Here is a 14,816-nt window from a genome sequence, read left to right as displayed (position 1 = left end):
CTTAATGCACCCCGTCATTTTTGGCAACCTTCCGTACTTCAACGGTATTACCATCGCCCTGCAAAACAGGGCAGCCTTTGGCAAACTCCACAGCTTCTTCAACAGATTCGGCTTTTACAGTGATTAAGCCGCCTATCGTTTCTTTGATCTCGCCAAAAGGACCGTTGGTAACTACGCCACCGTGACCTACAATTTTGGCATCGGCAAAAGGCAAGCCAGTGCCACCCACAAATTTGTTTTGAGCAGCTATGCCGCCAATCCAGTCCATAGTTTGTTTCATCCAGATTTGGATCTGTTCGGGAGAAGCCACTTTGGTGCCGTCCTCGTGCCTGAAAATTAAAACGAATTCGTCCATCTTTTTAAATTTTAAAGGTTAATAAATATATGAATTACACCTCTATATCAAATGGAAATGGCTAAATAGGACAGGGCGGGTAATATTTATTGAATTTGAGATGTTCAATTTCGGAGTTTTTCTGAACCCGGGTAATTTCAAAAATCAGAAAGTTTATGTGATAGATAATCGCTTTTTAAATTCCAGGAAACAAACAGTTCGCCCTTCGGCAATATCTGTCTGACTTTTAGCAATCCTTTCCAAAACCCACAATGGTAAAATCTCATCTGATTTATAGTCAAGCTGCTTGGCATCAGGAGACAATGCCTGGGCTTTATTTTCTTTACCTATTATATTTGTTGTTTTAGCTTTCATCGCTTTATTATTTGATTTTAGCAATTATACCATAACATGTTTTCTTGATTGTACAATCGTATTTGAGATCGCCAATTGCTCCTGTTACTCCATCGGTTTCATATGGACTTACAAGTACAGAATCGGAAGGGACAGTATTTTGAGTATAACACGGACCGTCTATGCGGATTGTATCGGTTTTATTAACAATGATTATGGTGTTGGCATGTATATGAACATATCCGCAATATCCCTTTGTATGTAATATAACTAGTCCTTTTATGGGTTGGGTTAATTTGAAGTATTGCCACTTTGCTTTACATTTATCAACAGTTTTTGCCATTTTGTGTATTTTACGCTGTGTTGAGCAGCTAAAACTTAATAGCATAATTGCCAATAAAAAAAGGAAACTTCGCATAACTAAATGTAAAATTTATAAACCAAAAAAGACCATCCGCGTATGCAAATGGTCTTTTTATTTTTTGATCCCACACCTTTCAGTGGGCCGGTCGTCTATCAAACTTTGATCTCAACCTCAACACCGCTTGGCAATTCAAGCTTCATCAGGGCATCTACAGTTTTTGAGTTAGAGCTGTAAATGTCTAATAAGCGCTTGTATGAGCAAAGTTGGAATTGCTCACGTGCTTTTTTGTTTACGTGTGGTGAACGTAATACGGTGAAGATTTTCTTTTCGGTTGGTAACGGAAGTGGTCCGCTAACTACAGCGCCTGTTGGCTTTACTGTTTTTACGATTTTCTCGGCAGATTTGTCTACCAGGTTGTAATCGTAAGATTTCAATTTGATCCTGATTCTTTGGCTCATTGTTAATTAATTTTTGTGATTTCACCGATTAAAGTGATTTCACTGATTTGATTTGACCAACCATAAGAGCTATTTATTATGGCTGATCGGGTTATTATTATTTGAAAATTTGAAGATGAGGCAATTTGATAACGTAATTTTCAAATTATCAAATCGCCCAATCTTCAAATTAAATTAGTCGATAGCAACTTGTTTGCGGCCTTTTGATTTGGCAACAACTTCGTCCTGTACGTTACGAGGTGCATCAGAGTAGTGGTCAAACTCCATAGTTGAAGTTGCACGGCCTGAAGTGATAGTACGTAATTGAGTTACATAACCAAACATTTCAGAAAGTGGTACCATAGCTTTGATTACCTGTGAGCCGTTACGGGTGTCCATACCTTGCAGCTGGCCACGACGACGGTTCATGTCACCGATAACGTCACCCATGTTTTCTTCAGGGGTTAGGATCTCGATTTTCATGATTGGCTCAAGCAATACCGGTTTACATTTTGGCAATGCTTCGCGGTAAGCAGAACGTGCAGCAATCTCGAATGATAACGCGTCCGAATCGACTGCGTGGAATGAACCATCAATCAAACGAACTTTTAAGCTTGTAAGTGGGTAGCCTGCAAGTACACCATTGTCCATAGCGGCTTTGAAACCTTTTTCTACAGATGGGATAAACTCACGTGGGATTGAACCACCAACAATCTCGTTAACAAACTGCAAGCCTTCTTTGTTATCGTCGGCTGGAGAGATAACAACCTGAATATCCGCGAATTTACCACGACCACCAGTTTGTTTCTTGTAAGTTTCACGGTGTTGGATAGTGCCGGTGATAGCTTCTTTGTAAGCTACCTGAGGAGCACCCTGGTTAACTTCCACTTTAAACTCGCGTTTTAAGCGGTCCATCAAAATATCCAGGTGTAACTCACCCATACCAGAGATAACTGTTTGACCAGTATCTTGATCTGTTTGTACCCGGAAAGTTGGATCCTCTTCTGCCAGTTTACCTAAAGCGATACCTAATTTATCAACGTCGGCCTGAGTTTTAGGCTCAATTGCCAAACCGATAACCGGCTCAGGGAATACCATCGACTCAAGAACCAACTGATGTTTCTCGTCGCAAAGGGTATCACCTGTTTTGATATCTTTAAAGCCTACTACCGCAGCAATATCACCTGCACCCACGTTAGGGATAGGGTTTTGCTTGTTAGCATGCATCTGGAAGATACGGCTGATACGCTCTTTGCTTTCTGAACGCATGTTGTACACGTATGAACCAGCATCAAGGTTACCAGAGTAAACACGGATGAAGCATAAACGACCTACAAACGGGTCGGTAGCAATTTTAAATGCTAATGCTGCAAATGGTTCTTTTACATCTGGTTTAACCAAAATTTCGGCACCCGTATCAGGGTTAGTACCAACAACACCTTTTGAATCAAGAGGTGAAGGCATTAACTCCATTACATAGTCAAGCATGGTTTGTACACCTTTGTTTTTGAAAGATGAACCGCAAGTCATCGGAACGATTTTGCCGGCCAAAGTAGCCTGACGTAAAGCGTCTAATACTTCGCGCTCAGTGATGGTTGTAGGATCTTCAAAGAATTTCTCCATTAAAGAGTCATCAAACTCAGCAACTGCTTCCAATAATTTCTCTCTCCACTCTGTAGCTTCGTCAAGCATATCGGCAGGGATTGGAACTTCGGTAAAGGTCATACCTTTATCATGTTCATTCCAAACAATACCACGGAAGTTGATCAAATCAACCACACCTTTAAACTGGTCTTCAGCACCGATAGGCAACTGCAATGGGATAGCAACGCTGCCCAACATTTCTTTAACCTGTTTTACCACATTAAGGAAATCGGCACCAGAGCGGTCCATTTTGTTAACGAAACCAATACGCGGAACGTTGTAGTTGTTAGCCAAACGCCAGTTAGTTTCTGACTGAGGCTCAACACCATCAACCGCGCTGAATAAGAACACCAAACCATCAAGTACACGTAATGAACGGTTTACCTCCACGGTAAAGTCCACGTGACCCGGGGTATCAATGATGTTCATGTGATAGTTATGGTTACGATATTTCCAGTTTACGGTTGTTGCAGCCGAAGTGATGGTGATACCACGTTCCTGCTCCTGGGCCATCCAGTCCATGGTAGCGGCACCTTCGTGTACCTCACCAATTTTGTGGCTTACACCAGCATAGTAAAGGATACGCTCGGTAGTGGTAGTTTTACCAGCATCAATGTGAGCGGCAATACCAATGTTTCTTGTATATTTTAGATCTCTTGACATTTTATTTGTTTTGTGATTTCACCTGATCCGTTAATAATTACACCGATTAAAAAGTGTAAACGTAAATAATCGGTGTAATCTTATTATTAAATCGGTGTAATCTAAATTTTTAGAACCTGAAGTGTGAGAACGCTTTGTTAGCCTCAGCCATTTTGTGCGTATCTTCTTTCTTCTTAACAGCGGCACCTTCGCCTTTTGCAGCAGAGATGATTTCGCCTGCTAATTTCTCCATCATGGTTTTTTCACCACGACGACGTGCATAGCTGATTAACCATTTCATACCCAAAGCTATTTTACGCTCAGGACGAGACCTCTGTAGGTACCTGGAAGTTAGCACCACCTACACGGCGGCTTTTTACTTCAACAGCAGGCATTACATTGTTTAAAGCTTTTTTCCAGGTTTCTAAGCCGTTTTCGCTTGTTTTTTCTCAACAATTTCAACAGCGTTGTAAAAAATAGAGTATGCGGTTGATTTTTTACCATCATACATCATGTTGTTTACAAACCTTGTTACCAAAGTATCATTGAACTTTGGATCAGGAAGGATAATTCTCTTTTTTGGTTTTGACTTTCTCATTGCTTTCTATCCTCCTTAATTATTTCTTTTTACCTTTTGTTGGCGCTGCTGCTACCTGACCTGGTTTAGGACGTTTGGTACCATATTTTGAACGACGTTGGTTACGGCCAGCTACACCTGATGTATCCAGTGCACCACGGATGATGTGGTAACGTACACCCGGTAAGTCTTTAACACGACCACCACGGATCAAAACGATAGAGTGCTCCTGTAAGTTGTGACCTTCACCTGGGATGTAAGCGTTTACTTCTTTACCGTTGGTTAAGCGCACACGGGCAACTTTACGCATTGCTGAGTTTGGTTTTTTAGGGGTAGTGGTGTACACACGGGTGCACACGCCTCTTCGCTGTGGACAGCTGTCCAACGCTGGTGACTTACTCTTGTCAACCAGAGCTACTCTACCTTTTCTAACTAATTGCTGAATAGTAGGCATTTCTTGCTTTTTTGTCTAATTATTTTATCCCGCATTTCGGGACTGCAAAAGTACGAACATTATTTTTGATTTTCAAGTAGTTGTGTGAAAGTTTTTTTGAGGGGAAGAAGTTGAGGGTGTGGTGGTTGGAATTTTGTTTTTGCTATATAGCAAGCCGGGTGTATATTAGTCAATAGGCGGCGGGGGAAGTAACGTGACACTAATATTACTTGGTTCTAATCCGAAAAACTTATCGCCTCTTGTAAAGATCATGTCAGGACACTGATCAAGCAGCCTGTTGAAAAGCGCATTGTGTACTCTGGTTTTATCAGTATAATTATCATGTGTGTACAAGCCTTCAATTGAACATTGCGTTATATAAAAAGGGACAAATTTGTGACCCGGAAATTGCTCTTGTATTGATTTCATTATAAAGTTGAACCCGGTTTCAAATTCCTGATAAGGGGAAGCCGTTACCACATTAATGGCGCTATAGTCAATTTCCCTTTGAAACCTGTCGTCATAGGCAGGTACCGAAGTTTCGTCAATCCCAAAAATTGAAAACAGAGGAGCAAGCATGCTTATTGAAAAAACTAACTTTTTTGTATGATTAAACGATTTATAGTTATTGCGTTGAATGATCATCTCGCCGCTGAATGCTATTTCATGGGGCAAGGCAGTATTGTGGATTTTTTTGTTGTGTCAGTTTTTAGCTTTTTTAAAAAATCAGTCCAAGGTTTAAATGATTTTTTATAGTTGGTCATATTCTCTTCTACAATTTTTGTTAGTTCAATGATTCCGGGGTATTCTGCATAAACAGGATCAAGATTGTTAACTCCGATTGGATAATACTTTTTAATAACCCCGGAGATTTCGGCAACCAGTTTATTAGGAGAGTTTGTATCTAACACGAAATTATTCAACATAAAGTGCTTGGGTTAACATTAATAACGAGGTACATGAAGTTGATGAATATATTGAACTGCCCCAAAAAAGGGCCGGACACCGATGTAACCAGGTTTAGGTGACAGCGGGCCGGCCCGTAATACTTTATATATTGAATTAATAAGGGAGTTTATTCTTTTACCTTATTCCAGGTGTCGCGGTTAAAAGCCAATACTTTAGTAGGGTTACCGCTTGCATCTTTGGTGAATTTTAACGGGAAGCCAAAAGCTTGATTTAAAAATAACACTTCAGACAAGGGTTTAAAATTGATTTCCTTGCCATCCCATGATTGTTTGAGCGTTAATCCGTCGGGTATCGCGGTTATAGTCAGAAAAAGATCAGCCCTCTCATCCGATTGATATTTGCCCGCCAAAACTTTTATTTGTTCGGGTTTCAGTTGTACCTCTTTAGGTGGAGTATAGCTGTTTATCTTTGCCCATATTTGCCTGCCACCTAAAGTGATCTGGTTTATTTCGCCGGCTTCATTCTTTGAAAATACAACAGGGATCTTTTCATCGCCGTCATCATCTAAAAGTTCAAATTCCAGGTCTGATTTGCGGGTTAAAGTTAGTTTTTGATCTCCGCCAAGCTGTTGGGCAATTAGTTTATCACCATCTGCTGTTACTTTATATACTCTATACTCGTTATCCTTTTGCTGATAAATGCCTTCAAAAGCTTTGAGCTGGGTATCTGCAATAATTATTGTTGGGGACTTTGCCACTTTTGCGATAACCGGTGCAATGCCCGGGCCGGTTAAAGCAACTACAGCTATAAATGCAAACCTGCATATATAGCCCGTGATAATTTTAATGCTGGTCATTTTTGATAGGTTTATAATGTTGAACCAAATCTACGAAAAATGATTTTGGAAAATCAAATTTTACAGAATTAAATTTTGGTGATATTTATTTTTATTGTTTTAAATTCTGATTTTTATCTATTTTTCATTTTAAACCATAATAAAATTCTGCGCTGAATAAATCAGATGAGCATAAAAAGAGCGCCGGTAAAACCAGCGCCCTCTTTCATCACTCACTAAACTACTTATGGAAAACTTAAATTAAAAACATTAATAACCGCGGTCGTGATAATGACCGTGATCGTCACCGTCATGGTAGCCATTATTATACCCGTTGTTATAGCCGTTACGGTACCTGTGATGGTGACCATAATCTTCACGAACAACGCAACCTGAGGTTACAGATACTACTGCTGATATTAATAGTGCCAAAGCAACAAATTTCCTTTTCATGGTATAAAATCTTTAATCATCATCTATATTGAAGATGTACACATATATGACTGATGGAAATGGAAAAGGATTAATCGGGGATTAATTTGGAGAGAAGAGAACTATTTGTTGTCAATGATGCTGGTTATAATCATCAAACCAACCCCATGCTTTCTCTATACTCTTGCTGAATAATGAGCAGGCAATTGGCGCACAAACACCCGTCATACAGCTCGCTCACATATTGTACCTCGTTAATAGTAAGCTGCACAGTACTGCACTGGCACTTGGTGAATGAATTGGCTTTACATTCAAAAGGTGTTTTGCAGCGTTCGCAACGGATGATTTCGTGTTTGGGCATCTCTTTAGTCCATAGCTAATGGTCCATAGACCATAGAAAAGGTTTGCTAAAATATGGAATGTAGCAGTGACTTATTAAATATAACTGTCATTAAATAAAAAGTCCATGAACTATAGCTTTGTAGCTATGGTCCATGGACTATCATCTATCGACTAAAAAACTTATGCAGAGCAAGTCACGCAGCCTTCTTCCATTGAGCAGGTTGGGCCTGCCGGAATTTCGTCGGCAACGGCGTCAACAACGGCCGGGATAACCGGATCCATGTTTTTACCGCCCTGGTTTTCAACTGTAAATTTAACTGCTTGTGATGCTGCTTGTGTACGCAGGTAGTACATGCCTGTTTTCAAGCCTTTTTTCCATGCGTAGAAATGCATTGAAGTAAGTTTAGAAGCGTTTGGTGAGTTGATGAACAGGTTCAATGATTGCGACTGGCAAATGTACGCGCCCCTGTCGGCAGCCATATCAATAATGCTGCGCATTTTGATCTCCCAAACAGTTTTGTACAATGCTTTGATATCAGCAGGAATCTCAGCTATTTCCTGGATTGAACCGTTTGCGCTGATGATCTTATCTTTCATGCTGGTGCTCCACAAACCAAGGTTTACTAAGTCACGCAGCAAATATTTGTTTACTACAATGAATTCACCACTTAATACACGGCGGGTGTAAATGTTTGAAGTATAGGGTTCAAAGCATTCGTTGTTACCTAAAATCTGTGATGTTGAAGCAGTTGGCATCGGTGCAACTAATAATGAGTTGCGTACGCCGTGGTTCATTACATCTAAACGCAGGTTTTCCCAATCCCACCTGCCGCTTTCTGGTTTTACACCCCACAGATCGAACTGGAATTTACCTTGTGACAATGGTGAGCCTTTGAATGTTTCATAAGCACCATCTTTTATAGCCATATCTTTTGAAGCTGTCATTGCTGCAAAGTAGATGGTTTCGAAGATCTCGATGTTTAGTTTTTTAGCTTCATCGCTTTCAAACGGCATACGCAGTTGAATGAAAGTATCAGCCAAGCCCTGTACACCTAAACCAATAGGACGGTGACGCAGGTTTGAGTATTCAGCTTCTTTAACCGGGTAGTAGTTACCATCAATGATCCTGTTAAGGTTGATAGTTGCCTGGTAAGTTACTTCGTACAGTTTATCATGATCAAAAGCACCATTGTTGATGTAACGTGGTAATGCTAATGAAGCCAGGTTACAAACAGCTACCTCGTTTGCATCGGTATACTCGATGATCTCGGTGCAAAGGTTTGAGCTTTTAATGGTACCCAGGTTTTGCTGGTTTGATTTACCGTTAGCCGCATCTTTATATAATAAGTATGGCGTACCGGTTTCAACCTGTGCATCAAGCACTGCAAACCAAAGTTCCTGTGCTTTTACTGTACGACGCTGACGGCCTTCTTTTTCGTATTTAATGTACAGCTCTTCAAATTCTTTGCCCCAGCAATCGGCTAAGCCTGGTGCTTCGTGCGGGCAAAATAAGCTCCAATCCTCATTGGCTTCAACGCGCTGCATGAACAGGTCTGATACCCAAAGGGCATAGAACAAGTCGCGGGCACGCATTTCTTCTTTACCGTGGTTTTTACGCAGATCAAGGAATTCAAAGATATCGGCATGCCATGGCTCTAAGTAAACGGCGAAAGCGCCTTTACGTTTACCACCGCCCTGATCAACATAACGTGCGGTATCATTAAATACACGCAGCATTGGGATAATACCATTGCTGGTACCGTTAGTGCCGCTGATGTATGAACCTGTAGCCCTTACGTTGTGGATACTTAAACCGATACCACCCGCGCTTTGCGAAATTTTAGCAGTTTGTTTTAATGTATCATAGATACCCTCAATGCTATCATCTTTCATGGTTAACAAAAAGCATGATGACATTTGAGGTTTTGGTGTACCTGCATTAAACAAAGTTGGTGTAGCATGGGTAAACCAACGCTCGCTCATTAAATGGTAGGTTTTGATAGCGCTCTCGATATCGTTTTTGTGGATACCTACAGATACACGCATAAATAAATGCTGCGGGCGCTCGGCAATTTTACCGTCGATCTTTAACAGGTATGATTTTTCGAGGGTTTTGAAACCGAAGTAATCAAAGCCAAAGTCGCGGTCATAAATGATGGTGCTGTCAAGCAGTTCCGCGTTTTCTTTAATCACTTCATAAACGTCGTCAGCGATAAGCGAGGCATCTTTACCTGTTTTCTTGTCAACATACTCATGCAGGAGGCGCATGGTTTCCGAAAACGATTTGATGGTGTTTTTGTGCAGGTTTGATACCGCGATACGCGAAGCCAGCAAAGCATAATCAGGGTGCTTGGTGGTTAATGACGCGGCGGTTTCGGCAGCCAGGTTATCCAGCTCGGAGGTGGTTACGCCATCAAATAAACCTTCAATTACCTTTTTAGCCACATCAATGGGGTCAACTAATTGAAACCCATAGCACAGTTTTTCAATACGTGCGGTGATCTTGTCAAATTTTACGGATTCTCTTCTTCCGTCTCTTTTTACTACGAACATTTTGCCCCTCCTTTTGCCCCGTTAAAAGCGAAGCTTTTTTAGTTAATATTATTGTGATTTGATTATTTTCTGAACCTTGATTTTTTTGATTTTGGGATTGGCCTGAGACTACCTAACCTCTAATCACCAATCTCTAACCTCTTCAATTAAAAATCATCATCAAGCGAAAAGCTTTTGCTTTCGGCCGATGCATTCAGTACACCACTTTTTTGATAATCGCCTACACGCTTTTCAAAAAAGTTGGTTTTGCCCTGTAACGAGATCATTTCCATGAAATCGAACGGATTGGTTGCGTTATAGAATTTATCGTACCCAAGTTCGCTCAGCCACCTGTCGGCCACAAACTCAATGTACTGGCTCATTAGCTTGGCATTCATTCCTATCAGGTTAACCGGTAATGCCTCGGTTATAAATTCTTTTTCTATCTCTACCGCATCGGTAATGATCTTGGTAACCTGTTCCTGCGGTAGTTTGTTTTCAAGCATGCCATATAATAAGCAGGCAAATTCGCAGTGCGAACCTTCATCGCGCGAGATCAGCTCATTGCTGAAAGTTAAGCCCGGCATCAGGCCGCGTTTTTTAAGCCAGAATATGGAGCAAAAGCTGCCTGAAAAGAAGATCCCTTCAACCGCCGCGAATGCAACCAAACGCTCGGCAAAGTTGCCGTTGTTGATCCATTTTAGCGCCCATTCGGCTTTTTTGCCAACACATGGTACGGTTTCAATAGCATGGAAAAGGCGATCTTTCTCGGTCGGATCTTTTACGTAGGTGTCTATCAGCAGGGCATAGGTTTCAGAGTGGATGTTTTCCATCATGATCTGGAAACCGTAAAAGCAGCGTGCTTCGGGCAATTGTACTTCGCTCATGAAGTTTACCGCCAGGTTCTCGTTCACGATACCATCGCTTGCGGCAAAAAAGCGAGTACATGCGAGATAAAATGTTTCTCGCCCGAATTAAGACTTTCCCAATGTTTGATATCGTCCGATAGGTCGATTTCCTCGGCGGTCCAGAAGCTGGCCTCCGCTTTTTTATACATCTCCCAAATTGCGGGATACTTAATGGGAAGGATAACAAACCGGTCCTTGTTTTCCCGTAGTAATAATTCGTTTTCCAAACTCATTGGTGTCTACTTTTTTAGTTTCTTTCTTTAATCAGGTATTCAGACACGAAAGCAAGCCCTACTTTTCAATAAAGCTTTAAATTTTGATGCCTTCGGGTTTACTCCTTAGCAACTGTATTGTGTAACTTTCTGACAGCCAGTTATTTAATTAGAAGTTGACGAGTGCTTCTGGCTGCCGGCTGAATGCCTTTTTTATTACCTTGCTGAGCAAAGTTAATGTTTGAGTTGTGTAGTTGTGAATGATAGTTTTTCACAAACCCCCGAGTTATCCACACTTTATCGGCACTTGTTATATTGATGAAAAATTAATGGACTTGAAAACAGCCGATTAAAAATTTGATTGAAATTAGCATGCCTTGATACTTGCGGATTACGATAATTTAACATTATAAATTACTTGACTTAACACCGACAATTATTGCCAATAATGAAATGCTTTTGCTTGCAGCAGGTATCAATATTAAAATGCGAAGTTAAAAGGTTGTTGCAAGCCGGTATGTGGAAAACAATTACGCCCGTTAGCCATGAACCAACGGGCGTATTCCTAAAAGTTTTACGAATTATTTTGCGTCCTCAACCGGAACAAATTTCATCGACACTGAATTTACACAATGGCGGGTGTTTTTTGGCGTCATATATTCACCTTCAAACACATGGCCCAGGTGTGCGCCGCAATTTGCACACAGGATTTCTACCCTGCGGCCATCGGCGTCTACTTCGCGGCGAACAGCTCCTTCAATCTCATCGTCAAAACTCGGCCAGCCGCAAAACGACTCAAACTTATCTTCCGATCGATACAGCGGCGCATCACAGCGTTTGCAAACGTATAAACCTTGTGCCTTATTGTTCAGTAACGAGCCGGTGAACGGCCTTTCGGTGCCTTTGTATAATATTACCCTTTCTTCTTCGGGCGTTAATTGATTGTACTCCATATTTTTTGTTGGGGTTACACAAATTTTTTTGATGATTTCACCGATTGGGAAACTCCATCCGGTGTTTTGATCTACTATAAAGATACGACAATTTAGGCCGACATAATGCTTTGCAGGCTGATGTTTACACTGGTTTGACGGGGAGTGGCAGATGTGTTGATGTGCAGATTTCAGATGTGCAGATTGCTGAAAATATATAGCTACCAGGACCACTGAAAGCCTGCGGCAGAAGGTTTAATATCCCGCATCCAGTTTTTTTAACAGTTCGAGGCCTTCATTCCACTCTCCGTAACCCGCTGATACATTGATATGGCCGGCATCGCCAATATTCACAATTTCACTTCCCCAACTGTCTGCAAATAATGAGGCCCGTTCCCTGCTTACATAGAAATCATTGTTACTAAATACGGTTATTGATTTGAATGGTAGCTTGCCTAATGGCATCGGGGTAAAACCACTTGTGCCGGTTGGATAACTATCTGCTTCAGTATCGCTCGGCGCAACCAGTAATACACCCTTTATTGCAATGTTATATTGTTTTGCCCACGAGGCTATGGCTGCACAAGCCAGGCTGTGGCCAACTAAGATTACGTTTTCCGGGTCATAGCGGTTTACATAATCATTTATAGTTTTTATCCAATCGCTGCAAACCGAGGTTTCCCAATCCTGTTGTTCAATACGGGTAAAATTGAACTGTTTTTCCCAAATGCTTTGCCAATGTTGTTGATCTGAATTACCCAATCCCGCGTGTATAAGAATATCAGCGTTGAAAACCATAGTTTCGGTAAGATGTTAAATAACTTAATAATTGAAAGCTCAAGATAGGGATTTTAATCCTCGGTCATGAGTTTGAACGACCTTCAGCCACCTGTTTAATCACTTTATTCCTCTTTACCAACAATTGTGTCATATAGTTAGACAGGAACAGAAAGTTTACCGCTTCTCCCAATATTCCGCCCGGCGATTCGAACGTGAAAATATCCCGCATCATGGTTTGGTTAAGGATAGGATAAAAATAATGCTCATGCGTAAAGTTTTTGAAAGCACCCTCAACCTGGATATCGGTAAAGTAATTTGGATATTCCATTTCAGTGATCTTTGAGGTAAGGTTTTGCCATATGCCGAAATGCTTTGCCCGCCAGGTAACAGTTTCGCCGAGTTCAATCAAGCCGGTTGTACGCCCGGCAATAGCTCGTTCGCCAGTATGTTTTGTTGACTCTACATGTACATCAATGTTACGGGCAATGTCAAACACTCTTTCAACAGGCGCATTAATATGGGTAGCAAGCAGAATTTGTGATGGCATATAGTATAAAAAAGGCTGTCGTTTAGCGACAGCCCAAATATAGTGTTACGCATTACAAATAATCAGCGTAATCATCAAAATAAAAAAACAATCAACGGTTAAAATTCCGCATTCTTGGGGAATCTCGGGAAGGGATTACATCGCGGATGTTGCCCATGCCGGTAACAAACAGCACCAACCGCTCAAAGCCTAAACCAAAGCCGGCATGCGGACAAGAGCCGAAACGGCGGGTATCCAAATACCACCAAAGTTCTTCGGTAGGGATGCCCATTTCGTTCATGCGCTGCTCAAGCTTGTCTAAACGTTCTTCACGCTGTGAACCACCTACAATTTCGCCAATGCCCGGGAACAGGATGTCCATGGCGCGCACAGTTTTGCCATCGTCGTTCTGGCGCATGTAAAACGCTTTGATCTCCTTTGGATAATCGGTCAGGATCACCGGCTTTTTAAAATGTTTTTCAACCAGGTAGCGCTCGTGCTCACTTTGCAGGTCGGTACCCCAGCCTTCAACAGGATAAACAAACTTTTTCTTTTTGTTTGGGGTAGATTCTTTCAGGATGTCAATCGCCTCGGTATAGGTTAGGCGCTCGAAATCGTTATTTAAGCAAAACTGCAGTTTTTCAAGCAGCGTCATTTCTGAGCGCTCGTTTTGCGGCTTGGTTTTTTCCTCTTCAGTTAAGCGCTGGGTTAAAAATTCAATGTCATCGGCATTTTTATCCAACGCGTATTTGATCACATATTTCAGCATGTCCTCGGCAAGGTCCATGTTGTCAACCAGATCGTTAAAGGCTACTTCCGGCTCAATCATCCAAAACTCGGCCAGGTGGCGTGTGGTGTTTGAATTTTCGGCACGGAAAGTTGGGCCGAAGGTATAAATATCACTCAGGGCCATAGCGCCAAGCTCACCTTCCAACTGACCGGATACGGTTAAGTTAGTGGCACGACCAAAAAAATCCTGTTTGAAATCAATCTCGCCGGTATCAGTTTTCGGAATGTTATCCAGGTCGAAGTTGGTAACGTGAAAAGTCTCGCCCGCGCCTTCAGCATCTGAAGCCGTAATTACAGGGGTATGCAGGTAAACAAAACCCCGTTCCTGGAAAAACTGGTGCACCGCGAATGCCAGGCTGTTACGCACCCTGAAAATAGCGCCAAACGTACTGGTACGGAAACGCAGGTGGGCGTTTTCCCTCAAAAACTCAAGGCTATGCTTTTTAGGCTGGATAGGATATTTTTCAGGATCGCTGTCACCTAAAATCTCAATCTCAGTTGCAACAACCTCAACTGTTTGGCCTTTACCTAAAGATGCTATCAATTTACCCTGAACACTAAGTGCTGCACCAACGGTAATGCGTTTAAGTAATGCCGGGTCGGTATTTTCAAAATCAACAACTACCTGGATGTTATTATTAGTTGAGCCATCATTCAAAGCAATAAAGCGATTTGAACGGAATGCACGCACCCATCCTTTAACTGTTACATCAATTTCGGTTTGCTGGCTTTGCAGCAATGCTTTGATCTTAGTTCGCTGACTCATATCATGTATAATTTTTAGAGTCGCAAAAATACAATTAATTATGAAAGCGCACTTTGAAACATGAGCTA

The 14,816-nt window shown here is 41.5% G+C and carries 15 protein-coding genes and 3 pseudogenes; all 18 read right to left on the bottom strand.

The features are described 5' to 3' along the window. Position 1: 1 nt before the first annotated feature. Positions 2 to 355, bottom strand: a complete 354-nt coding sequence (locus ACQ86K_RS27570; protein ID WP_431199134.1) for a YciI family protein — start codon at positions 353 to 355, stop codon at positions 2 to 4. A 153-nt stretch (positions 356 to 508) separates the two neighbouring features. Beyond that, positions 509 to 709, bottom strand: coding sequence for a hypothetical protein (locus ACQ86K_RS27565; RefSeq protein WP_129571491.1), 201 nt, complete (start codon positions 707 to 709; stop codon positions 509 to 511). Between the two features lie 7 nt (positions 710 to 716). Further along, entirely contained in the window at positions 717 to 1,031 is a 315-nt protein-coding gene (locus ACQ86K_RS27560) for a hypothetical protein (RefSeq protein ID WP_129571492.1), read from the bottom strand. A gap of 173 nt (positions 1,032 to 1,204) precedes the next feature. Further along, on the bottom strand, positions 1,205 to 1,510 hold the full coding sequence (gene rpsJ / locus ACQ86K_RS27555) for a 30S ribosomal protein S10 (protein WP_022830652.1): 306 nt from the start codon (positions 1,508 to 1,510) through the stop codon (positions 1,205 to 1,207). Between the two features lie 174 nt (positions 1,511 to 1,684). Further along, on the bottom strand, positions 1,685 to 3,796 hold the full coding sequence (gene fusA / locus ACQ86K_RS27550) for an elongation factor G (RefSeq protein WP_091171954.1): 2,112 nt from the start codon (positions 3,794 to 3,796) through the stop codon (positions 1,685 to 1,687). Between the two features lie 109 nt (positions 3,797 to 3,905). After that, a pseudogene (gene rpsG, locus ACQ86K_RS27545) lies at positions 3,906 to 4,373 on the bottom strand (30S ribosomal protein S7). Positions 4,374 to 4,392: 19 nt separating this feature from the next. After that, positions 4,393 to 4,806, bottom strand: coding sequence for a 30S ribosomal protein S12 (gene rpsL, locus ACQ86K_RS27540; RefSeq protein ID WP_073405808.1), 414 nt, complete (start codon positions 4,804 to 4,806; stop codon positions 4,393 to 4,395). Positions 4,807 to 4,971: 165 nt separating this feature from the next. Continuing rightward, positions 4,972 to 5,460, bottom strand: a complete 489-nt coding sequence (locus ACQ86K_RS27535; protein ID WP_431199133.1) for a hypothetical protein — start codon at positions 5,458 to 5,460, stop codon at positions 4,972 to 4,974. After that, positions 5,445 to 5,696 carry a hypothetical protein gene (locus ACQ86K_RS27530; RefSeq protein WP_431199132.1) on the bottom strand — a complete coding sequence of 84 codons (252 nt, stop codon included), beginning with the start codon at positions 5,694 to 5,696 and terminating at the stop codon, positions 5,445 to 5,447. Before ACQ86K_RS27530 ends, ACQ86K_RS27535 begins: the two co-directional genes overlap by 16 nt. A gap of 164 nt (positions 5,697 to 5,860) precedes the next feature. Beyond that, a complete protein-coding gene (locus ACQ86K_RS27525; RefSeq protein ID WP_091171959.1) occupies positions 5,861 to 6,550 on the bottom strand; it encodes a hypothetical protein in 690 nt (229 codons plus the stop codon). Positions 6,551 to 6,799: 249 nt separating this feature from the next. Continuing rightward, positions 6,800 to 6,982 carry a hypothetical protein gene (locus ACQ86K_RS27520; RefSeq protein ID WP_090530234.1) on the bottom strand — a complete coding sequence of 61 codons (183 nt, stop codon included), beginning with the start codon at positions 6,980 to 6,982 and terminating at the stop codon, positions 6,800 to 6,802. Between the two features lie 133 nt (positions 6,983 to 7,115). Next, entirely contained in the window at positions 7,116 to 7,322 is a 207-nt protein-coding gene (locus tag ACQ86K_RS27515; protein WP_091171961.1) for a cysteine-rich CWC family protein, read from the bottom strand. 161 nt (positions 7,323 to 7,483) lie between these two features. Beyond that, on the bottom strand, positions 7,484 to 9,856 hold the full coding sequence (locus tag ACQ86K_RS27510; RefSeq protein ID WP_091171962.1) for a ribonucleoside-diphosphate reductase subunit alpha: 2,373 nt from the start codon (positions 9,854 to 9,856) through the stop codon (positions 7,484 to 7,486). A gap of 146 nt (positions 9,857 to 10,002) precedes the next feature. Next, a pseudogene (locus tag ACQ86K_RS27505) lies at positions 10,003 to 10,892 on the bottom strand (ribonucleotide-diphosphate reductase subunit beta). Between the two features lie 644 nt (positions 10,893 to 11,536). Continuing rightward, entirely contained in the window at positions 11,537 to 11,953 is a 417-nt protein-coding gene (locus ACQ86K_RS27500; RefSeq protein WP_431200945.1) for a methionine-R-sulfoxide reductase, read from the bottom strand. Positions 11,954 to 12,142: 189 nt separating this feature from the next. Continuing rightward, complete coding sequence (locus ACQ86K_RS27495; protein ID WP_091171967.1) at positions 12,143 to 12,685, bottom strand: RBBP9/YdeN family alpha/beta hydrolase; 543 nt, start codon at positions 12,683 to 12,685, stop codon at positions 12,143 to 12,145. A gap of 64 nt (positions 12,686 to 12,749) precedes the next feature. Beyond that, on the bottom strand, positions 12,750 to 13,214 hold the full coding sequence (locus tag ACQ86K_RS27490) for an SRPBCC family protein (RefSeq protein ID WP_091171969.1): 465 nt from the start codon (positions 13,212 to 13,214) through the stop codon (positions 12,750 to 12,752). Positions 13,215 to 13,312: 98 nt separating this feature from the next. Continuing rightward, positions 13,313 to 14,748, bottom strand: a pseudogene (asnS, locus tag ACQ86K_RS27485) (asparagine--tRNA ligase). Positions 14,749 to 14,816: the final 68 nt, after the last annotated feature.

It is taken from the genome of Mucilaginibacter sp. P19 (genome assembly GCF_050632265.1).
Lineage (GTDB): Bacteria > Bacteroidota > Bacteroidia > Sphingobacteriales > Sphingobacteriaceae > Mucilaginibacter > Mucilaginibacter gossypii.
This window is presented reverse-complemented; position numbering and strand designations above follow the sequence as displayed.

What these genes read in the sequence shown, in the direction of transcription:
- ACQ86K_RS27515 (WP_091171961.1), bottom strand. Translation starts at nt 7,322, where the DNA reads ATGCCCAAACACGAAATCATCCGTTGCGAACGCTGCAAAACACCTTTT.
- rpsL (WP_073405808.1), bottom strand. Translation starts at nt 4,806, where the DNA reads ATGCCTACTATTCAGCAATTAGTTAGAAAAGGTAGAGTAGCTCTGGTT.
- ACQ86K_RS27565 (WP_129571491.1), bottom strand. Translation starts at nt 709, where the DNA reads ATGAAAGCTAAAACAACAAATATAATAGGTAAAGAAAATAAAGCCCAG.
- rpsJ (WP_022830652.1), bottom strand. Translation starts at nt 1,510, where the DNA reads ATGAGCCAAAGAATCAGGATCAAATTGAAATCTTACGATTACAACCTG.
- ACQ86K_RS27520 (WP_090530234.1), bottom strand. Translation starts at nt 6,982, where the DNA reads ATGAAAAGGAAATTTGTTGCTTTGGCACTATTAATATCAGCAGTAGTA.
- ACQ86K_RS27490 (WP_091171969.1), bottom strand. Translation starts at nt 13,214, where the DNA reads ATGCCATCACAAATTCTGCTTGCTACCCATATTAATGCGCCTGTTGAA.
- ACQ86K_RS27510 (WP_091171962.1), bottom strand. Translation starts at nt 9,856, where the DNA reads ATGTTCGTAGTAAAAAGAGACGGAAGAAGAGAATCCGTAAAATTTGAC.
- fusA (WP_091171954.1), bottom strand. Translation starts at nt 3,796, where the DNA reads ATGTCAAGAGATCTAAAATATACAAGAAACATTGGTATTGCCGCTCAC.
- ACQ86K_RS27570 (WP_431199134.1), bottom strand. Translation starts at nt 355, where the DNA reads ATGGACGAATTCGTTTTAATTTTCAGGCACGAGGACGGCACCAAAGTG.
- ACQ86K_RS27560 (WP_129571492.1), bottom strand. Translation starts at nt 1,031, where the DNA reads ATGGCAAAAACTGTTGATAAATGTAAAGCAAAGTGGCAATACTTCAAA.
- ACQ86K_RS27495 (WP_091171967.1), bottom strand. Translation starts at nt 12,685, where the DNA reads ATGGTTTTCAACGCTGATATTCTTATACACGCGGGATTGGGTAATTCA.
- ACQ86K_RS27525 (WP_091171959.1), bottom strand. Translation starts at nt 6,550, where the DNA reads ATGACCAGCATTAAAATTATCACGGGCTATATATGCAGGTTTGCATTT.